The sequence below is a fragment of the Williamsia muralis genome (assembly GCF_051487485.1).
In the GTDB taxonomy this organism is placed as follows: domain Bacteria; phylum Actinomycetota; class Actinomycetes; order Mycobacteriales; family Mycobacteriaceae; genus Williamsia; species Williamsia muralis_B.
In genome coordinates this window covers 311,080-329,572 of the sequence record NZ_JAHVCV010000006.1, presented here as the reverse complement: position 1 = coordinate 329,572, position 18,493 = coordinate 311,080, and the positions used below count along the sequence as shown (strand labels likewise).

Below are 18,493 nucleotides of genomic sequence, written 5' to 3'. Positions count from 1 at the left end.
CTGGCAGCCCACGACAGCCGATGTAAGCGCCACGACAGCGCGTCGGCGCAGAGTCTGTTCCATGAACACACCACTGCACACCGATGCGCCGGCCATCGAGGCCCGCGGATTGGTCAAACACTTCGGTTCCACCAAAGCCGTCGATGGCGTCGACCTGGTGGTTCCCACCGGATCGGTCTACGGAGTCCTCGGTCCCAACGGCGCAGGCAAGACCACCACCGTGCGCATGCTCGCCACCCTCCTCAAGCCTGACGAAGGCCAGGCGAAGATATTCGGGTACGACGTGACCACCGACTCGGTCGCCGTACGCTCGCTGGTCGGTGTCACCGGGCAGTACGCATCGGTCGACGAAGACCTTTCCGCCACCGAGAACCTCATCGTCTTCGGTCGCCTGCTCGGCAACAGTCGCCAGGCATCGCGGCAACGGGCCCACGACCTCCTCGAGGAGTTCGGACTCACCGACGCCGCCAAACGACCACTCAAACAGTTCTCGGGCGGTATGCGTCGGCGATTGGACCTTGCCGCAAGCCTGATAGCCACTCCCCCACTGCTCTTCCTCGATGAACCGACCACCGGTCTCGACCCGCGGACGCGAGCGCAGATGTGGGACACCATCCGGCGTCTTGTGGCCGGTGGCAGCACAGTGCTGCTCACCACCCAATACCTCGACGAGGCCGACCAACTCGCCGACCGAATCGCGGTGATCGACCGCGGACGGGTGATCGCCGACGGCACAGCGGACGAGCTGAAGAGCTCGATCGGGTCGTCCACCCTGCAACTGACCCCCGCCGACAAGGCGATGGCCCCCGCCGCAGCCGCACTCATCGAACGAATCCTGTCCGAACCGGCCACGCTCAGCGCCGAAGCCGGACGCATCACCGCCCCCATGGACCGCCCAGATCTACTGCCCGACATCCTCATCGCGTTGCGCGAGGTGGGCATTGCGATCGAAGGACTCAACGTCCAGAAGCCGAGTCTCGACGAGGTCTTCCTCACCATCACCGGCAAACCCGCCGACCCCACTTCCGAGGAGCAAGCCGCATGACCACACTCATCGACAAACCCATCACCACCGCACCCACCAACACCACCGTCCCCGTCAGGTCGGTGAGCGTCGCCGACGCTGTCCGACAATCGTTCACGATGGGCTACCGCGGTCTGCTCAAGATTCGCCACAACCCGGAGCAGCTGTTCGACGTTGTGCTGCAACCGATCATCTTCACCCTGATGTTCACCTACATCTTCGGCGGCGCCCTCGCCGGCAGCGTGCACGACTACCTGCCGATCATCATTCCCGGCATCCTGGTGCAGACGGTGATCGTCACCAGCATCGTGACCGGCACCCAGTTGCGTGAAGACATGGACAAAGGTGTGTTCGACCGATTCAGGTCGCTCCCGATTGCTCGGATAAGCCCTTTGGCGGGTGCACTTCTCGCCGACGTCGTCCGTTATCTGATCGCCACCGTGATCACGTTTGTGGTGGGCATCGCGATGGGCTGGCGACCAGACGCACTGGGTGTGCTCGGTGCGACTTTGCTGGTCATCACCTGCAGCTTCGCGGTGTCGTGGATCTTCGCCTTCATGGGCACCATCATGAAGAAAGCCTCAGCAGTACAGGGCATCTCGATGCTCATCCTGTTCCCGCTGACCTTCATGTCCAACGCCTTCGTGCAGCCGGAGACCATGCCCGGTTGGATGCAAGCCTTCGTCAAGGTCAACCCCATCTCGCACCTGGTCAGCGCGGTTCGCGAACTGACCAACAACGGTCATATCGGTATGCACGTCGTCTGGTCGCTCGTGGGTGCCGCCATCATCATCGTGATCATGGCCCCACTCACGGTGAAGTCGTACATGCGCAACGCCTAGACGTTGAGCCTTTTGATGATGTCCACGATGTCCCGCACGGCTTGCCTGCGGGACATCGTGGACACCGCCGCCTCACCCGATCGCCACTCGTCGTCGCAGACACCGGACATCTCGAATCGACGGTCCATCGCTGAGGCGAGTGTGGGGAAATCGCGGCGTCCACCCAGCCGTACGGCCAGGTGCAACAGCCTCACCCCGTCAGGCGAACCAGGCCGGCGCAGACATGTCAACACCCCGTATCCCAGTGCGACCGAACCCATTTGCGGTAGGTCACCCATCCCGCTGGGTCCCACCATGTGGTCGATGATCTTGGCGAGATCGGCAAGGTACGGCGTCGCGCGGTCGACGGCGCCGTTGACCGCCATGCCACACACGGCCGTACTGATGATCATGGCCACAAACGGGTCCTGCGCCGGCATGGGGTGTTCTCTCAGCAACAGCCGAACCGCGCGCTCGTACAGGTTCGCCGCCGAGGCGGTTCTGTGGTCGTAGACCTCGAGTTCGGCTGCGGCGATGAGGATGCCGGCAGAGACCTCCGGATGCAGTTGCGGGTCGGGGTCACTGGGCTGCCAGCCATCGGAGAGGTCGGCGAACTCCGCCCGGGCCTCGTCGATCCGTCCAGATCCGATCAGGGCGGCCACCACATACCCTCGCGCCTGCATGCTGTCCTGCTCGGACCCGATCTCGTTCAGCAGATGAATTGCCTTGAAATAGCTTTCGAGCGCCGAGTCGAAGTCACCGACCTGACCGTAGAGACTTCCGATCTCCATCCTGGACGCGGCAGCCATCCACAGGTCGTTCCGCTCCTCGGTGAGGGCCAGGTTCGCGACGGCGTCGCGCATGGCACCCTCGCGGTCTCCCACGTTCTCCCGGACGTTCACCCGCAACACCGCCGCCAGCATCTGGACACGCGGGTTGGGACTGTCCCGCGCGATGATCAGCAGTCGCAACGCGGACAACGGGTGGTACGAGGTTGCGATCGCCGACGCAAAGTCCATCGGACGAAGATTGGCCAACTGGCGTCGGAGAAGTCGCCGAATCCGAGTGCGTGCGACAGCAAGCGACCGCAGATGTCGGGACATCAGCAGATGCGCTGCCGCGAGAATGTAAGTGGCCTGGCGGTTCTCGCGCTCGAAGTCGGACATTGCCGCGATCGCCGCGGGTGTCTCGGCGGGCAGGGCCGCGACAACGCGCGGACCCCACATCATCACCTCGGCGTGCAGACCACGGATGGCCCAATAACCGGCGAGCACGGGAAAGCAGGTCACAACAGTCAATTCCGCGGCATCGGGGCGATGAAGCGGGTCAGGCTCCATGCAGCGACGCAGTACCCACACGAGATTGTCGGCCTCGGCAGCGATCGCCTTCAACGCCACCGGTTGCCGCCCGTTCTCGAACGGCTCCCGGACGTCTTCGGAGAACTTTCTGGCCCACCGAGCGATCGCCGAATTGACCTGTGCTTCTTCGCCGGCCGCGGCGATCTGTTCTTCGCCGAACTCCCGGACGGTCTCGAGCATGCGATAGCGAACGCCACCGTTCTCCACCACGTGCAGCAGGGACTGGTCGACAAGCGCATCGAGGACATCGTCGAGCTCGAAACCGCCTGCTCCCACCAGTTCCGCGGCCGCTTCCCGCGAGAAACCACCGGGGAACCGGCACAGCCGACGCAGAGCAACCTGCGCCGCGTGGTCGAGCAGTTCCCAGCTCCACTCGATCACCGCATGCAAGGTGCGATGTCGCAGTGGGGACGAGCGGCTGCCCGCACTCAGCAGCGCAAAACGATCGGTCAACCTCTGGGAGATCTCGCCGACGGTCATCGTCCTGACCCGGGCGGCGGCCAGTTCGATCGCAAGCGGCAGACCGTCCAGCGCCCGGCAAAGCGCCGCGACCTCACCGAGGTCGATCGCCACATCCGGGCGAATCGCATGCGCGCGGGCGACAAACAAATCTGTTGCGGCCGAGCCCTTCTCGCCGACATCCAGCGTCGGGAGCTGATGGACCACCTCACTGCTGACCCGCAACGGTGATCTGCTGGTCGCCAGGATCCGCACCCCGTCTGCCGCTGCGATCAACTCACTCGCAATGCGCGCGGCGGCGTCGACGACGTGCTCACAGTTGTCGAGGATGACCAGCGTGTCCGCGGTCAGGGCGTCGGCGAGCCGGGCACGCAGGTCTGAGTACGCCAACCTCGGGCGACCGCCCGGACCGACGTCGGATTCGCCGACTCCGAGAGTGCCCGCGACTGCGGCCAGCACGTCGTCGTCGCCGCGGACAGACGCCAATTCGACGAAGAAGACACGGGCGCCGTCGCCGGCGACGATGTGCCCGATCTTGTTGGCGATACGCGTCTTTCCCGCGCCTCCTGGCCCCTGCACGGTGACCATGCGTGAGGTCTCGAACAGCCGGCAGATCCTCGCGACATCCGCGGCACGGCCGAACAACTCGTTCGGCTCGGCCGACAGTCCCACTGCTCTGACGGGGGCCGCGCGACGTGTGGGCGACGGCGCGGTTCCTTGTCGGCTCACCAGTTGCTGATGCAACGCGGCGAGTTCCGGACCGGGGTCGGCGCCCAACTCGGCGGACAGTGAGCGCCGGATGCGGGCGAACACGGCGAGAGCCTCCGCATCGCGACCCAGTGCCGCCAGCGCGCGGATCACGGTGGTGTGCGCGGATTCATCGAGTGGATCAGCGTCGCACCGTTGCTGGGCGAGCGAGCGCGCCAGCTCGAAGTCGCCATCTTCCAGGGCTTTACGCGATCGATGGGCAACGATGTCGTCGTGAACGCGGTCGGCGGTCTGACGAAGGGTGCGGGCCAGGTCATCGTCACCGAGGTCTTCGCCCGGATCCCCGCGCCACAGTGCTGCCGCGGTGTCGAGCGCCTGGGCAGACCCCTCTGCGACGAGAGATCTGGCGGCGAACACATCGATTGCATCGGCGGAGAGCGTGAGGCGGTAACCCCTCGGCCCGACCTCGATGGCGCCGTCGGGAAGTTGTGGTCGAAGCCTGGAAATCTGCGTGTGGAGTGCCGACTGCGGCGACCGCGGCAGGTCGTCGCCCCACACCCCGTCGATCAGTGCCGACTGCGATCGGTGGGTTCCGGGCATCAGCGCTAGCACCGCCAGCAACCGCCGGGCCCGAATACCCTGCACCGGTCGCATGTGTCCGTTTTCGTCCGCAACAGCCACCGGTCCCAGCAGTCCGATGATCGGCGCTACTGTCACTGACGGCACATTTCCTCGCTGATGATGAACGGTTCGACGGCAAACCTGCAGGTCGGGATCGCTTCTTACAGACTAGTGGGTCCGGCGGACACCGGGGTCGAGCCCGTGCGCAAGGATGCTCTCATGGCTACCGCAGCGCAATGGTTCGAAGGAGCCAGACCCCGCACCTTCCCGAACGCGATCGCACCGGTCATCGCCGGCACCGGAGCCGCCGGCTGGCTCGACCAGATCATCTGGTGGAAGGCCGCGCTTGCCTTGGTGGTGTCGGTGGCGTTGATCATCGGCGTGAACTTCGCCAACGACTATTCCGACGGCATACGCGGCACCGACGACGACCGCGTGGGCCCGATGCGGCTCGTGGGGTCGAAAGCGGCGAGCCCGAAGTCGGTGAAGACCGCGGCGATTGCGGCGTTTGCGCTCGCGGGCGTCGCCGGTCTGGCACTGGCCCTCGCCAGTGCGTGGTGGCTCGTCCTGATCGGACTCGCCTGCATCGCTGCGGCCTGGTACTACACCGGCGGTCGTAACCCCTACGGCTACAGCGGCTTCGGTGAGGTCGCGGTGTTCGTGTTTTTCGGTCTGGTCGCAGTGCTCGGTACTCAGTTCGTACAGGCCGAGTCGGTCGATTGGGTGGGTCTTTTCTGCGCGATCGCGGTCGGGTGTTACTCCAGCGGTGTTCTCGTCGCCAACAATCTCCGCGACATCCCCACCGACACGGTGTCGGGCAAGAACACCCTCGCGGTTCGTCTCGGCGACAAACGCACGCGGGTGTTCCATACCGTCCTCGTTGTGATTCCGTCGGTGATCTCGCTGGTGCTCATCGCCGCGACCCCGTGGGCGTTGCTCGGACTGGTCGCCGCTCCGCTCGCCTTCAAGGCCAACGCACCCGTCCGGGCCGGCGCCGGCGGCCCGGCACTCATCCCCGCACTCGCGCTGACCGGGTTGGCGATGCTCCTGTGGTCCATCGGCACCGCGGCCGGCCTGCTGATCGGCTGACCCCGGCCGTCCCGGTTTTGGTGGGTTCGGGCGAGTAAACCCGCAGGTCAGCCTCACCCGAACCCACCAAGATCGGCTATGTGGCGTCGGCCGGCTGCAGTGCGGACCGCAAGGCCTCGACCGTGGTCGTCGATTCGATCAACGCGGTGGATGCAGCGTCGCCGGTCGCGAGGATGCCCAGCAGGACGTCCTCGGCCGTGATGTCGCGGTTCGCCTCTCGGGCGATGACGCCTGCATGGGTGATCGCCGACTTCGCGTCCTTCGAGAACTGTGGTCGGCGAGCACGGCCACGCGGTCCGCGCCTGCCGCGACCGCCCTCTCCTGGTCCGTCATGTCCCGGGCCGCCGTGACCAGGTCCGTCATGACCCGGGCCGCCGTGTCCGGGACCGCCGCGCCACGGTCCGCGCTCTCCGATGAAGGGACCGTCCCCGTCCGGTCGCACCCAGGGGCCGTCGACGTCGGGGCGTACCCACGGGCCGCCCTCACCGCGTCGACCGCGGGGCCCACCGTGTCGACGACCGTGCGGGCCGCGCTCTGAGCGCTCGGCACGTTCGGGTCCACCCGGTCGTCCCCGGCCTCCGCGGCGTTTGCCCCAGTTGTCGGTGATGTCGTCTCCGAAGGCGCCTTTGACCGCTTCGCGAACCTTGTCGAGATCGATGCCGATGGCAGCAAGGGCGTCGCGATCTTCGTCGATCCGGTCCTTGTCGGGATCGGAATCGGCGGCGTTGGCCTCATGATGGGCCCGGACCACCTCGCGCGCCTGCGGCAGGGCCAAACCCTGCTCACCAAGGATGTTGAAAGCGGAAAGCCTTGCATTGCAGAGCATCCCGAGGATGAGGTGGTCGTTGCCGAGTGTGGTGTGCCCGAGGTCGGCGGCCTCCTGATACGCAAAAGCCAGGGTTGTCCTGTTGTCACGTGTGAATTGGTGAAGCATGTTGTCTCGCTCTCTGATGCAGCGGCTGACTCTTACTCGCCGCGAAAGTGTTTTTGGTGTACAGCCTGGCGGCTCACCTGGAGTACGTCGGCAATCGCTTGCCAGCTCCACCCTTGTTGTCGGGCGTTGGCGACCTGGACGTCTTCGAGCCGGTCCGCCAACGTTCGCAGCGCTCGCACCGCCGCCAGCCCTTTGGCCGGATCGCGATCTGCAACTGCTGTGGTGATGTCGTCTTGGTTCTCCTGCACGATTGTCAAGTTATCCTGACAAAACGTTGTTGTCAACATTTCTTGACACCCAGTTGCCCCCGGGCCCCCGGTCTTGGTGGGTTTGGGTGAGAGAAAGCCCAGGTCGCCCTCGCCATTTCCCACCACTTTCGGCCGGCTACGACCGGCCGCGGGCAGCGAGTGCGGCCCGAAGCTGGATCACGAACTCATCGCGGCCGGCCGTGATGTTGCGGGCTGTCACCGCGATGACCACCCAGCCCGCTGCCCGTAGCCGGTTCCATCGCTCCAAGTCCCGTGCGTGCTGTTCACTCTCACGGTGATGAGCTCCGTCGTACTCGACCGCGACCTTGAGGTTCGGCCAGGCGATGTCGAGGCGATACCTGCCGCCCATCACCTCATGCTGGAGGACGAACCCGTCCAGACACTCGTCACACAGGATCAGCCGCAGGCGGGACTCCCACGGTGATTCCGCGAGCGGGTTCACAAGTCGCAGTGCGGTGATGGCCTTGCCGATCCCCCAGTGGTTCTCCCACCGCTTGAGTTCGACACTTATCTCATCGAGCATCGTCGGCCTCAACCGAACCATGCCATCCAAAGCCGAAACGGCATCCTCCCGCGAGTTGAATCGACCGAGGTCGATCCCTGTGCGGGCAAGCGAGGTGAGCCGGACGCCGTCGATGTCGACGATGTCATCGTGGTCGATCTGCACTCTGCGGACACAGATTCCGTCATAGCGCCGGTTGCCCTCGATCGGCGCCGTGATCTCGGGCTGCGCGCAGTCCGGGCGGAAGGGATTGCCCCAGAAGTCGGCTGCCGACCAACCACACAACACGGCGTCGTCGTGGACCATCCCGGCCGCGATCGAGTGCGTTCGAAACGTCAACGGCTGGTCGTTTCGGAGCCACACGCCCCGCGCGACACTGCGATATTCGAGGCGAAGTTCATGCCGCGACATCACGGTCAGCAGGTCCGTCACGCGGGCCGGTCCGGTCGGTAATTCCCCCATGCGGAAAGTCTGCACAGGCCGACGCACGAGAATCTCGGGTCAGCAGGGGTTATCCACAGCCCCGACACCCCGAAGTGGTGGGAATGGGGGGGCTGACCTTGGGAAACGCTCACCCGAACCCACCAAAATCGGGGAAGGGGTTACTCGGTGAGGATGGCTTCGCTGATGTTCATCCGGCCAGCGCGGGCGGCGGGGAAGAAGGCTCCTGCGAAACACAAGACAAACGCGACCACAACGTAGATGCCGATCACGATCTGCGGCGAATACTGCACCTGGACCGAGGTGGTCTCGGTGAGGATCTTGTTGCCCACCACATGCAGAGCGGTGCCCATCACGACACCCAGCAACGACCCCACGGCCGCGACGGCAGCCGCCTCGGCCAGCACCATACGGCGGACGAAACGCCGCGAGGCACCCATTGCGCGCAGCACCCCGAGCTCACGTTTGCGCTCGATCACCGACAACAGCAGGGTGTTCAGCAAGGCGACCGCGGCGACCACCGCGACGATCCACTGGATCGCGATAGCAAACGCTCCGGACTGTTCAACCGACGCCTTGGTGGCGTCAAGACCTTCCTGACCGGTGTAGACGTTCATGGGCGTCGACGTGGCCCCGTCGGCCGCAGCCTCGATCAGCGGACGCACCTGCTCCCGGTCGACCCCGGGCTCGAGATCGACCTGCAAGAACGTCGCCCCGGGCCGATTGAACCACTGCGACAACAAGTCCGACGATATCGCCGCGGTGCCGGAGTTGATGCTGACGTAGTCGACGAGCTGCAGCACCGGCAATCGGTGGAAACCCGTCGGCGATGCGATCTCCACCGTGTCCCCGGCGTCGACATCGAGGTTCCGGGCCAACGTGTGCGACATGACCATCCCCCGTCCGGCCAGCACCTCCTGGATGACCTCCGGGCGGGCCTTGCGGACGAATGGTGCACTCGTCGCAGGTTCCAGGCCTTGCAACAACACTCGCGACTCACCGACATTGACCGCGGCCCACTGACCTCGGACCACCCGCTCGACGCCCGGCACCGCAGCCACCGCCTCGGCGACCGCTGGATCGATGACCGGGCCATCGGGGATGGACGACTTCTCCTGCGACGACACATAGAAGTCCGGGTCGGCGAGCCCACTGAGCGACCCGGTGATCGACGACACCAGATTGTTCATCACGCCAGAGGTGCACAGCCCCACGGTGATCGCCACCGCAACCGTCATCAACGTGGCCCAGGCGCGACGCGGCGCGCGTTCGGTGTTGACCGCACTGAGCTTGCCCGGCCCACCGAACCGCCCGGCCAGCCAGGTCACGGCCGCCACCAGCGGCGGCGTGAGTGCGTAACAGACCAACAGCATTCCGACACAGAAGACAATCCCGGCAGTGACCACGGCCCGGCCCTGGATCTCGTCGGACATCAGCCAGCCGGCGACGATGAGCACCACACCCAGTACCGCGCAGATCTTCGCCGCTATTCCGCGGCCCGACTGCTGGTCGGCCGCAACACTGCTCGACATCGCCTCTATCGGCGACACCGTGAACACCGACCGCGCCGCCAGAACACTTGCCGCACAGCAGGCGAGCACACAGGCCACGACGGCTGCGGGCGCCGCGTACCCGGGCAGCGAGAACTCGACGGTCGCACCGTACGACGACAGGACGTCGGGCAATTGGCCGATGGCCCACCGTCCCGCCAGGATCCCGATCGGTACACCGATCAGGCCTCCGACCAAACCGAACAGCGCGGCTTCTCCGATGAGGTCGGCGACAAGTGGTCCACGCCGCCCGCCCAGCGCGCGGATCATCGCAATGGACGAACGACGCGATGCCACAGCCATGTTCATCGTGTTGAACACCAGGAAGCCGGCGATGACCAAGGAGATCAGTGAGACCAGCAGGGTGGAATCGCGCGTGACCGACGCCGCGGTCTCGGCCTGTTTCGCCCGGAAGTCGGGATCGACCACCACCGCGCGCCCGTCGACGACTCCCTTGAGCTGATCGCGTAACTCGTCCGTGGTGGCGCCCGGCTCCTTGGTCACGAGGATCGAGTCGACCCGGCCATCGTGGTCAGTGATCTGTTGTGCCAGCCCCAGATACGCGAAGACGAAACGTCCGCCGTTGATGGTCTGGGCCTCGGGCGCGTCGATCACCATGGTGACGGTGGTGTCCACCCCGTTGATCGTCACCTCCTGACCCTTCTGCAGTCCGGTGCCCTTGCCGACACTGATACCCGACATCAAGGTGGTGAGATCGGTGCCCTCACTGGTCGCGGCGCCCTGCACCGCGTCGCGCAGATCGCCGCTGAGCGCGGTGATGTTGTTGTCGCTGCCCAGCACAGTGGTTCGCTTGCCGTCGATGAAGACCGAGCTGTTGACCAGTGGGACAACACTTCTGGCCGCGGGGGCATCGCGACGGATCTCCCCCGCCAGTTGGTCGTCGACACCGGAGTCGACGATGCCCGCGACCTCGAGGTCGGCGGTACCGGAGATGGTGGCGCTGAGCTTCTGCACCGACGAGGTCAGCGAACCGTAGGTTCCGAGCACCGCGACCATCAGTGTGGCGGCCACGACGATCACCATCAGCGAGGTGATCACCCGCAGCCGGTGCCCCAGCAGCTCACGAAGATTGACGACCCGGACACGAGTGGCCCCGGCGAGCAGTGAACCCACCAGCGGGAGACGGCTCACTCCTCGATCTTTCCGTCGCGAACCGTGATCGTCTGGTCGGCGTGCGCGGCGGCCTTGTTGTCGTGGGTCACCATCACCACCAGGCGCCCGTCACCTTCGTGGGCCACCTCGGTCAGCAGTTGGAGGATCGATTCGCCGGTGTGGGAGTCGAGGTTTCCGGTCGGTTCATCAGCCAGCACGATTCGCGGGCTCATGATCAGCGACCGCGCGATGGCGACGCGTTGCATCTGCCCGCCCGACAGCTCCGACGGACGGTGCTTGGCCCTGTCGCCCAGACCGACCCGGTCCAGCAGCGCGATCGATTCGGCCTTCGCCGATCGCAGAGACCGCCCATCGAGAAGCCTTGGCAGCGCGACGTTTTCCCACGCCGACATGGTGGGGATCAGGTTGAAGAACTGAAAGATGAAACCGACCCGGTGTCGCCGGAACTCGGACTGCTCAACTTCGGACAGGGCCGCGAGATCAAGACCGTCGACCACGATCTTGCCTGAATCGGGTACGTCCAGCGCCCCGAGGACGTGCAGCAACGTGCTCTTGCCCGCGCCGGAGGGTCCGACGATGGACACGAAACGACGGCCATCGAGAGTGAGGTTCAGGCCGTCGAGGGCGCGCACCTTCTGCTCGCCCATCTGATACTCGCGCACCAGGTCGGTCGCCTCGACCATCAGCCTCGGCGGCTCGGCGACCGCGCCGTGTCCCCCACTTCGGTCGGGGTGTGGACCCTGCTCACTCACTCCACTGTCCGGAGGCGAAGAACTCATCCAAAATCCCCTCTGCCCGGCCCAGGTCCAGTCCGTTACCTGCAAGCCATTCGTCGTTGTAGTAGGTCCCCGAGTACCGATCACCGCCATCGCACAACAGCGTCACCACGCTGCCCGCCTGCTTGTTCGCCCGCATCTCGGCGACCAGTCGCAAGGCTCCCCACAGGTTGGTGCCGGTGGAGCCGCCCACTCTCCATCCCAGCACGTCGCTGGCCCGGCGCGCGGCCGCGATACTCCCAGCGTCCGGTACCGACACCATGCGGTCGATCACCTGCGAGATGAACGACGGTTCCACCCGTGGACGGCCGATCCCTTCGATACGCGACGACCTTGCACCACCCGCCGGCGGTTCGGCGCCATCTCGGTAGGCCGGGTAGAAGGCCGAGTTCTCGGGGTCGACCACACACAGCCAGGTGCGGTGCCTGCGGTAGCGGATGAATCGTCCGATCGTCGCGGAGGTGCCGCCGGTGCCCGCCCCGACCACCACCCAGGTCGGGATCGGATGTTCTTCCTGCGACAGCTGACTGAAGATCGACTCGGCGATGTTGTTGTTCCCCCGCCAGTCGGTGGCCCGTTCGGCCATCGTGAACTGGTCGATGAAGTGCCCGTTCGTCTCGTCGGCCAGTCGCTGCGCCTCGGCGTAGACCTCGTCGGACCGATCCACGAAATGGCAACGGCCGCCCTGGCGTTCGATCAGCGCGATCTTGGCCGGCGACGTGGTCCTGGGCATCACCGCGATGAACGGCACCCCGATCAGCTGAGCGAAGTAGGCCTCCGACACGGCGGTGGACCCGGACGACGCCTCGATCACCGTGGTGCCCTCGGTGATCCAGCCGTTGCACAGCGCGTACAGGAAGAGCGAACGTGCGAGGCGGTGCTTGAGCGAGCCCGTGATGTGGGTGCTCTCGTCCTTCAGATACAGCGAGATCCCGGCCGTACCCGCGCCGTCCTCCCACCGCGACCATGCGGGGAGCGGGAACCGCAGCAGGTGGGTGTCGGCACTGCGGGTGGCGTCGGCATCGATCAGCCGCACGGCATTGTCGACCCATCCGCGGTCGGACCTGCGGTCGATGTCGTGCGTGCGTGCTCCACCATCGGCAGAGGTCATGTCATTCTCGTCTCGTCACACACTCGACGAACCGGAGCCGCCATCGGACTCCGGCCGTCCCTCGCCGCGCAACCGGGCGTTGAGGTTCTCTCGCTGAGCCTTCCGGCCGGCATCCACGGTCGCGATGCCGACATTGACGCGGTCACGCAGTGCACGGAACAGGACCATTCCCAGGGGCAGCGCGATGATCACTGCGAAGAACGCCGCCACCAGGATGGGGACGTCCACACCCACCGCGCGGCCGAGAAGGTAGATACCTCCTGCCAACGCGATCACCAGGGCGATCCGCGCGACGGTGAAGGCAAGCAGATCGAACGCGAGACGGCGACCTGCCCCCGGGCTCGGTTCCACGGCCGGAGCCGCTTTCTTCGCCGACGGCGTGCGCCGGCCGCCCGGCTTGTCGCTCCTGGATCCGCCTGTGCCGTCAGGTCCGGTTCCGCCTCCGGCTGCTTGTTCGCTCACGAACTAGACCTTACTTCTCTCCGCACCGACCCGAAACGGGCGCCTTTGCGATCCCTTTACCAACAGCTGACCGTTCGAATACCTGGGGTTTCGGGTGTAACCATGAGGTCGCGGTGACTCGCGGATCGTCGCGGCCACCGACACCCGCAGGATTCTTCGCGACCCGCCGCAACCTCCGTCAGGAGTCACGGCGCGGCCGATGTGAGGCCGGACTCGATAGGAGCACAAATGACGTTTGCAAGCCCCCACGGTGCAAACATGCCGAACTCGGGTATCAACGGATCTGCAGCAGGTATCGCCCCGCCGACGCTGAGTCCGCAGGCAGCGAGCCAGCACACCCTCACCCCCGGCCAGGTAGCCGCGATGTTCAACGTCAATCCGAAGACTGTGGCGCGTTGGGCCAGTTCAGGCCTCCTGGGGGCCATCCGTACCCCGGGCGGTCACCGCCGTTTCCGGGAGTCCGACGTGGTCGCCCTGCTCAATCGGCGAACTCCCGCAACCGGCAGCTGACAAGCAACTCAGGCCAAAACGCAGGCAACTCAGGCCGAACCGCAGGATCGCGCCGAACGCTGCGGCCCACACTCGCCACGCCCGGCATCTCACGAGCCCGCCTCCCGTAGCCTGGAGGGCACGGCTTTGATTTCGGAGGTGCCGACATGATCTACCTACTCGCCATCATCGGCTTGCTGGCACTCACCTACCTGGCGTGGCGTGCGTTCGGCCCTGATGCCCCCGCGATGCCGGGACAGTCCGGTGATCGCACGCCGGGGCGGCAGATTCGTCGCGGCCCGGTCGGTCCGGACGACGATCCCGAGTTCCTCAACGACCTCGACCGCAAGGCCCGAAATAAAGATCCCAAATTCCAAGCCGATGGTGACGACAAACCCAGCGCCACCGATCAATAAATTGCGGTTGGGCTACTGACCTGCACAACTGTCCAAAGTTTGTTGAACCAACGTCCAGGTTCTGTGGGCCGAGACCAGCGGTTTCGTACATAGATGTGTGGACAAACTTAAGTAAGTCAACCCTTGGTTCGGCGTGCTTTTCTGGGTACCCATTTTGCGAACTTTAAAGGTAGAGTCTCGGTCTAGTTCGATCCTGCAATACCGCCGGGGTCAAATTAGAGGTCTGGGAGATAGAAAAGTGGCAGCTGTACAAGATGGAAAGAGCTTTGCCGAGCACCTGAATGAGCTGTTCAGCACCGTGCGCGACGAAAACGGGATTCCTTACACCGGCAAGAAGATCGCGCTGAAGGCGAACCAGCTGGGATACACGCTCAGCGATGCGTACATCTCGCAGCTTCGTACGGGTAAGGCCAAAACTCCGTCGTTCCGCACCGTCGAAGCGATCTCGCGAGCATTTGAGATCAGCGTCACTTATTTCCTGACCGATCCCGACGAAGACCTCAAGCGGGTAGAGCAGCAGCGTGAGTACGTCCAGATGGCCGCCGAGACCGGCGCGCACCTGGCCGCGTTCCGCCAAGAGGCCATCTCCACCGACACCCTCGATGTGGTCATCGAGCTACTCAAGGTCGTCAAGAAGCAGCAGGCCGACCGCGACGAGTGAGCATGGTCCGGCGGACCCTCGGGTCCGGCGGTCCACCTCGGGTCCGGTCAGAGTCCGGCGTACGAATGTAGGCCGGACACAACCAGATTGATGATGAAGAGGTTGAACAACATCGCCACGAAACCGGCGATGTTGATCCACGCGGCGGCGGTGTTGCGCCAGCCTGCGGTTGCGCGGGCGTGCAGGTAAGCCGCATAGATCACCCAGGCGATGAACGACACCGTCTCCTTGGGATCCCATCCCCAGAATCGGCCCCATGCCGCTTCGGCCCAGATGGCTCCACAGATCACGCCGAGCCCGAAGAGGGGGAAGGCGAAGACCACGGTCTTGTAGGCCAGTCGATCAAGGGTCTGCGCGGGTGGCACGCGTTGCAGGATGCGTCCCCAGAACCGGTCGCTCGGGTTGGGGTATTTGAGCTTCAGCAGGTACAGGATGCTCGCGACACCGGATACCAGGAACACCCCTGAACCCGTCGCGACGATCGAGACGTGGATGGCAAGCCAGTACGACTTGAGGGCGGGCACCACGGGGGCGGCGTTCGTGTACAGGTAGGTGCCTGCGATGAACAGCAGGATGACCACCGGCAGCAGGACGAACCCGAGCAGCGGCCGGTACTCGCGTTTACGGAGCACGAACAGGGCGGCGACCATGCCTGCCGCGCACGAGATCGAGACGAACTCGTACATGTTGCCCCATGGAGCGCGACCGGTCGCGAATCCACGAAGGACGATCGACCCGATCTGCAGAGCGGTCGCGAGCAAGACCACGCCGAACGCCATCTTGGCGAGCCGATCACCGAGCGGCGCCTTGGTCGCCGTCTCGAGCTTGCCCGGGGTACGGACGTCCGACGCGGGCACCACGGTAGGGGCGGCGCCTGCGGCGACGAGTTCAGCCGACTTCTCGACGACCTGCCGCTTGCTGGCCAGCGCGGCCAGGAACATGCCCATCGCCAGCACGTAGACCGTCAGCGCGGTCCCGAAGCACAGATCCGAATATCGGGACAGCGTCTCGTTGACGTCCATCGCTCACCTTCCGCAGCCGATCGCTACTTACGCTTGTTGCCCTGTGTGGCTTGGTTGCCTGACGCCGGCGGGGTGATCCCCAGCAGGTCGGCGACCATGTCGGGGAAGCCTTCTCCCCATCCGGCCTGGTCGGTCCGGGCCAGCCCGGCCATCTCTACTACACAGCGTCGCACACCCAGAGTAGAGGTCTCGGGCCGATTGTGAGAATCCGGTCCGTGGGCGGAATCGTCAGGCTGATCTGCGGCATCTGCGGCATCTGCGGGCGCCCGCGCACCGGCATCGTCCAGGCTCGTACCCGCGGCCAGTGGTGTGATCCGGGCCCAGACACGGCGGCGCTTGATCAACAGCGAGACCAGCAGCCCGGCCAGCATCGCGATCGACGAACCGAGGACCCAGTTCTGGGCGGGGTCGTGCGACACCTGCATCGACACCCACCGCTGATAGCCGTCGAAGGAAACGGTGGTGCCGTTCTCCAAGGTCGCTTTCTCCCCCTGCTGGAGGTTGACCCGCTCCTTCTTGAGGAGCCTGCCCTGGTTGATCAGGTTGACGTCCAGGCTGAACACATTCTGCGGCCGGCCGGTGTCGAGGCCGGTGTCGCCCTGGTAGATGTCGACGGCGACGGCGGGGTTCTCGGGGAGCGGGAACGACGACGTCATCAGGCCGCCGTGGAACACGGCCGTCGGCGCGAACAGCCCCTCGATCGCGATCTGGTTCTTCCGACGCTCGTCCTCGTTCGGGTACAGCCCGGCGGGGGTGTCGAACCGCGCCGCACCGCTCGACATCATCGTCTGCAGCTCGTTGGGCTGGAACGGGACGGTCTGCGAACGGGTCTCGCCGTTCGGGAAGGTGACGGTGAAGGTCGGGGCGAAGCCATTGCCCAGCAGGTAGATCCGGTCGCCGGCAATCCGCAGCGGATGGTTGACCTTGACCTCTGCGTCTTTCCAGGTGTCGCCGTCGATGTCGTCGCCGACCTGGTACCGCACCTTCGAGCTGTAGTCCTCGGGCTGGCCGGTGGGCAGGAACTTGGCCTCGAAGGAGTCGACCTGCATGCAGAACTCGTTGAGGTTGGTGCCGTCGACCAGGTTGCCGGCCCGGAACGAGTCGTAGACCGCCGTGGAGGTGTTGCACAGGCCTTCGTCGCCGTTGGCCACCAGGATGCGGGTGCCCTCGTAGCCGTACAACTTGCCTGCCGCGATCGAGACGAGCAGCGCCAGGAGAGCGAAGTGGAAGACCAGGTTTCCGAACTCGCGCAGGTAGCCCTTCTCCGCTGAGATCTCGGTGACGGTGACCACCGAGCCGTCGGCTTCGGTGCGCTGCGTCGTCCGGGTGGTCTTACGCCATCCGCGGAGTCCGCTGTTGATCCGCTCCGCGATGGCCTCGGGGTTGCCGTCCACCTCGTGACTCTCGTGCCGCGGCAACCGTCCGAGGTTGCGCGGGGCGGCCACCGGACGCGCCCGGAGCGACTTGGCGTGCTCGACCATGCGCGGGGTGAGGCACCCGACCAGTGAGATGAACAGCAGCGCGTAGATGGCGGTGAACCAGACACTGCCGAAGACGTCGTACATCTGCAGTTTGTCGAACAGCTCACCGAAGAAGCCGTGGTCGGCGATGTACTGCTCGGTCTTCTGCTCGTTGAGGTCGCGTTGTGGCAGCAGCGCGCCGGGCACCGCGGCCAAGGCGAGGAGGAACAACAGGGCCAGCGCGGTGCGCATGGACGTCAGCGAGCGCCAGAGATTGCGTGCGGGCCACAGGAGGTAGCGCTTGATCGGGCTGGGCGGCGGTACCTTGCCCGGCTGCGGTGCCCTGGTGGCGGTGGCGGTCATATCGGCAGCACCGTGTCGGTGACGAACATGTCGCGGACCCAGACGATGAACTGATCCCACAGTCCGGTCACCAGTGCCACGCCCACGACAACCAGTAGTACACCTCCGAAGATCTGTATGGCCCGGGCGTGACGGCGCATCCAGCCCACCGCACGCAGAGCCCACGCCGAGCCGAAGGCCAGCAAGACGAACGGCAGCCCGAGGCCGAGGCAGTAGAAGACGATCAGGGTGACCCCACGCGCCGCCGTTGCACCTTCGGTGCCACTCGCGGTGGTGATGACGGCAGCAAGGGTGGGACCGAGGCAGGGTGTCCAGCCGAGTGCAAACACTGCGCCGAGCAAGGGTGCGCCGACGAGATTGGACACCAGTCGCGGGTGAAACCTCGCGTCGCGCTGCAACATCGGGATCAGCCCGATGAACACCAGCCCCATGATGATGGTGACCACGCCGCCGATGCGTTGCAGCAGTTCACGATTGACGATGAACGTGCTCGTGATACCGAAGACCGATGCGGTGGCGAGGACAAACACCACCGTGAAGCCGAGGACAAACAGCAGCGCCGCGCCGGTAACCCGAAGTCGCCCGGCCTTTCTTGACTCCTTGGGCGACATCGCCGGCGCCTCGGCTCCGACCAGACCGGCAAGGTACGAGAGGTAACCGGGTACCAATGGCACCACGCACGGCGAGGCGAAGGAGACCAGACCGGCCAGCACACACGCGCCGAGGGCCAGCAACAGTGGGCCCGTCGAGACGGTGTTGGAGAAACTGTCCCCCACACCGGCGAGCGTTGCCGTGCTCTGGGCTCCGGCGCTCAGCATCACCG

General features: G+C 65.3%; 17 protein-coding genes. 6 read left to right on the top strand and 11 right to left on the bottom strand.

Going from position 1 to position 18,493, the window contains the following annotated elements; genetic code table 11:
* Positions 1 to 61: 61 nt before the first annotated feature.
* Together KXR83_RS18725 and KXR83_RS18720 are read left to right on the top strand one after the other, a co-directional pair.
* Positions 62 to 1,045, top strand: coding sequence for an ATP-binding cassette domain-containing protein (locus tag KXR83_RS18725; protein ID WP_437426078.1), 984 nt, complete (start codon positions 62 to 64; stop codon positions 1,043 to 1,045).
* On the top strand, positions 1,042 to 1,866 hold the full coding sequence (locus KXR83_RS18720) for an ABC transporter permease (RefSeq protein WP_317712012.1): 825 nt from the start codon (positions 1,042 to 1,044) through the stop codon (positions 1,864 to 1,866). Before KXR83_RS18725 ends, KXR83_RS18720 begins: the two co-directional genes overlap by 4 nt.
* Here KXR83_RS18720 and KXR83_RS18715 read toward each other — a convergent pair.
* The gene (locus KXR83_RS18715) at positions 1,863 to 5,087 is read right to left on the bottom strand and encodes a BTAD domain-containing putative transcriptional regulator (RefSeq protein ID WP_437426077.1); all 3,225 of its coding nucleotides are present in this window, start codon (positions 5,085 to 5,087) and stop codon (positions 1,863 to 1,865) included. The genes KXR83_RS18720 and KXR83_RS18715 overlap by 4 nt on opposite strands.
* Positions 5,088 to 5,210: 123 nt before the next feature.
* On the opposite strand from KXR83_RS18715, the gene KXR83_RS18710 reads away from it, so the two are divergent.
* On the top strand, positions 5,211 to 6,080 hold the full coding sequence (locus KXR83_RS18710; RefSeq protein WP_437426076.1) for a 1,4-dihydroxy-2-naphthoate polyprenyltransferase: 870 nt from the start codon (positions 5,211 to 5,213) through the stop codon (positions 6,078 to 6,080).
* Positions 6,081 to 6,156: 76 nt separating this feature from the next.
* Here KXR83_RS18710 and KXR83_RS18705 read toward each other — a convergent pair whose 3' ends face one another.
* From KXR83_RS18705 to KXR83_RS18675, 7 genes are all read right to left on the bottom strand, one after another.
* Positions 6,157 to 7,014, bottom strand: coding sequence for a Clp protease N-terminal domain-containing protein (locus KXR83_RS18705; RefSeq protein WP_437426075.1), 858 nt, complete (start codon positions 7,012 to 7,014; stop codon positions 6,157 to 6,159).
* A 32-nt stretch (positions 7,015 to 7,046) separates the two neighbouring features.
* Positions 7,047 to 7,262 (bottom strand): hypothetical protein, encoded by a 216-nt coding sequence (locus KXR83_RS18700; protein ID WP_023961410.1) that lies wholly within the window; start codon positions 7,260 to 7,262, stop codon positions 7,047 to 7,049.
* A 136-nt stretch (positions 7,263 to 7,398) separates the two neighbouring features.
* Positions 7,399 to 8,247 carry an endonuclease domain-containing protein gene (locus KXR83_RS18695; RefSeq protein ID WP_437426074.1) on the bottom strand — a complete coding sequence of 283 codons (849 nt, stop codon included), beginning with the start codon at positions 8,245 to 8,247 and terminating at the stop codon, positions 7,399 to 7,401.
* A 140-nt stretch (positions 8,248 to 8,387) separates the two neighbouring features.
* Positions 8,388 to 10,928 carry an FtsX-like permease family protein gene (locus KXR83_RS18690; RefSeq protein WP_437426073.1) on the bottom strand — a complete coding sequence of 847 codons (2,541 nt, stop codon included), beginning with the start codon at positions 10,926 to 10,928 and terminating at the stop codon, positions 8,388 to 8,390.
* Positions 10,925 to 11,593, bottom strand: a complete 669-nt coding sequence (locus KXR83_RS18685; protein WP_437426124.1) for an ABC transporter ATP-binding protein — start codon at positions 11,591 to 11,593, stop codon at positions 10,925 to 10,927. The genes KXR83_RS18690 and KXR83_RS18685 overlap by 4 nt, the downstream gene beginning before the upstream one ends.
* Before the next feature lie 61 nt (positions 11,594 to 11,654).
* On the bottom strand, positions 11,655 to 12,797 hold the full coding sequence (locus tag KXR83_RS18680) for a PLP-dependent cysteine synthase family protein (protein WP_030165488.1): 1,143 nt from the start codon (positions 12,795 to 12,797) through the stop codon (positions 11,655 to 11,657).
* Between the two features lie 15 nt (positions 12,798 to 12,812).
* Positions 12,813 to 13,259: a DUF4229 domain-containing protein gene (locus KXR83_RS18675; RefSeq protein ID WP_437426072.1), complete on the bottom strand. Its 447-nt coding sequence runs from the start codon at positions 13,257 to 13,259 to the stop codon at positions 12,813 to 12,815.
* Between the two features lie 258 nt (positions 13,260 to 13,517).
* Between KXR83_RS18675 and KXR83_RS18670 the strand changes: the two genes are divergently transcribed.
* The 3 genes from KXR83_RS18670 to KXR83_RS18660 all read left to right on the top strand — a co-directional run bounded on the left by KXR83_RS18670 (position 13,518) and on the right by KXR83_RS18660 (position 14,825).
* A complete protein-coding gene (locus KXR83_RS18670) occupies positions 13,518 to 13,769 on the top strand; it encodes a BldC family transcriptional regulator (RefSeq protein ID WP_062797656.1) in 252 nt (83 codons plus the stop codon).
* 146 nt (positions 13,770 to 13,915) lie between these two features.
* Positions 13,916 to 14,164 carry a hypothetical protein gene (locus tag KXR83_RS18665; RefSeq protein WP_099383733.1) on the top strand — a complete coding sequence of 83 codons (249 nt, stop codon included), beginning with the start codon at positions 13,916 to 13,918 and terminating at the stop codon, positions 14,162 to 14,164.
* Between the two features lie 238 nt (positions 14,165 to 14,402).
* On the top strand, positions 14,403 to 14,825 hold the full coding sequence (locus KXR83_RS18660) for a helix-turn-helix domain-containing protein (RefSeq protein WP_023961395.1): 423 nt from the start codon (positions 14,403 to 14,405) through the stop codon (positions 14,823 to 14,825).
* Between the two features lie 47 nt (positions 14,826 to 14,872).
* On the opposite strand, the gene ccsB is transcribed toward KXR83_RS18660, so the two are convergent.
* Genes ccsB through KXR83_RS18645 form a run of 3 tightly spaced genes read right to left on the bottom strand, consistent with a single transcriptional unit; the run spans position 14,873 to position 18,488 of the window.
* Positions 14,873 to 15,847 carry a c-type cytochrome biogenesis protein CcsB gene (gene ccsB / locus KXR83_RS18655; RefSeq protein WP_437426071.1) on the bottom strand — a complete coding sequence of 325 codons (975 nt, stop codon included), beginning with the start codon at positions 15,845 to 15,847 and terminating at the stop codon, positions 14,873 to 14,875.
* 23 nt (positions 15,848 to 15,870) lie between these two features.
* Positions 15,871 to 17,670 (bottom strand): cytochrome c biogenesis protein ResB, encoded by a 1,800-nt coding sequence (resB, locus tag KXR83_RS18650; RefSeq protein ID WP_437426070.1) that lies wholly within the window; start codon positions 17,668 to 17,670, stop codon positions 15,871 to 15,873.
* Entirely contained in the window at positions 17,667 to 18,488 is an 822-nt protein-coding gene (locus KXR83_RS18645; protein ID WP_030165512.1) for a cytochrome c biogenesis CcdA family protein, read from the bottom strand. The genes resB and KXR83_RS18645 overlap by 4 nt, the downstream gene beginning before the upstream one ends.
* Positions 18,489 to 18,493: the final 5 nt, after the last annotated feature.

Excerpts from the sequence above, each read along its gene's own strand:
- KXR83_RS18725 (WP_437426078.1), top strand. The coding sequence starts at position 62 with ATGAACACACCACTGCACACCGATGCGCCGGCCATCGAGGCCCGCGGA.
- KXR83_RS18720 (WP_317712012.1), top strand. The coding sequence starts at position 1,042 with ATGACCACACTCATCGACAAACCCATCACCACCGCACCCACCAACACC.
- KXR83_RS18710 (WP_437426076.1), top strand. The coding sequence starts at position 5,211 with ATGGCTACCGCAGCGCAATGGTTCGAAGGAGCCAGACCCCGCACCTTC.
- KXR83_RS18705 (WP_437426075.1), bottom strand. The coding sequence starts at position 7,014 with ATGCTTCACCAATTCACACGTGACAACAGGACAACCCTGGCTTTTGCG.
- KXR83_RS18695 (WP_437426074.1), bottom strand. The coding sequence starts at position 8,247 with ATGGGGGAATTACCGACCGGACCGGCCCGCGTGACGGACCTGCTGACC.
- KXR83_RS18685 (WP_437426124.1), bottom strand. The coding sequence starts at position 11,593 with ATGGTCGAGGCGACCGACCTGGTGCGCGAGTATCAGATGGGCGAGCAG.
- KXR83_RS18680 (WP_030165488.1), bottom strand. The coding sequence starts at position 12,797 with ATGACCTCTGCCGATGGTGGAGCACGCACGCACGACATCGACCGCAGG.
- KXR83_RS18670 (WP_062797656.1), top strand. The coding sequence starts at position 13,518 with ATGCCGAACTCGGGTATCAACGGATCTGCAGCAGGTATCGCCCCGCCG.
- KXR83_RS18665 (WP_099383733.1), top strand. The coding sequence starts at position 13,916 with ATGATCTACCTACTCGCCATCATCGGCTTGCTGGCACTCACCTACCTG.
- ccsB (WP_437426071.1), bottom strand. The coding sequence starts at position 15,847 with ATGGACGTCAACGAGACGCTGTCCCGATATTCGGATCTGTGCTTCGGG.
- resB (WP_437426070.1), bottom strand. The coding sequence starts at position 17,670 with ATGACCGCCACCGCCACCAGGGCACCGCAGCCGGGCAAGGTACCGCCG.
- KXR83_RS18645 (WP_030165512.1), bottom strand. The coding sequence starts at position 18,488 with ATGCTGAGCGCCGGAGCCCAGAGCACGGCAACGCTCGCCGGTGTGGGG.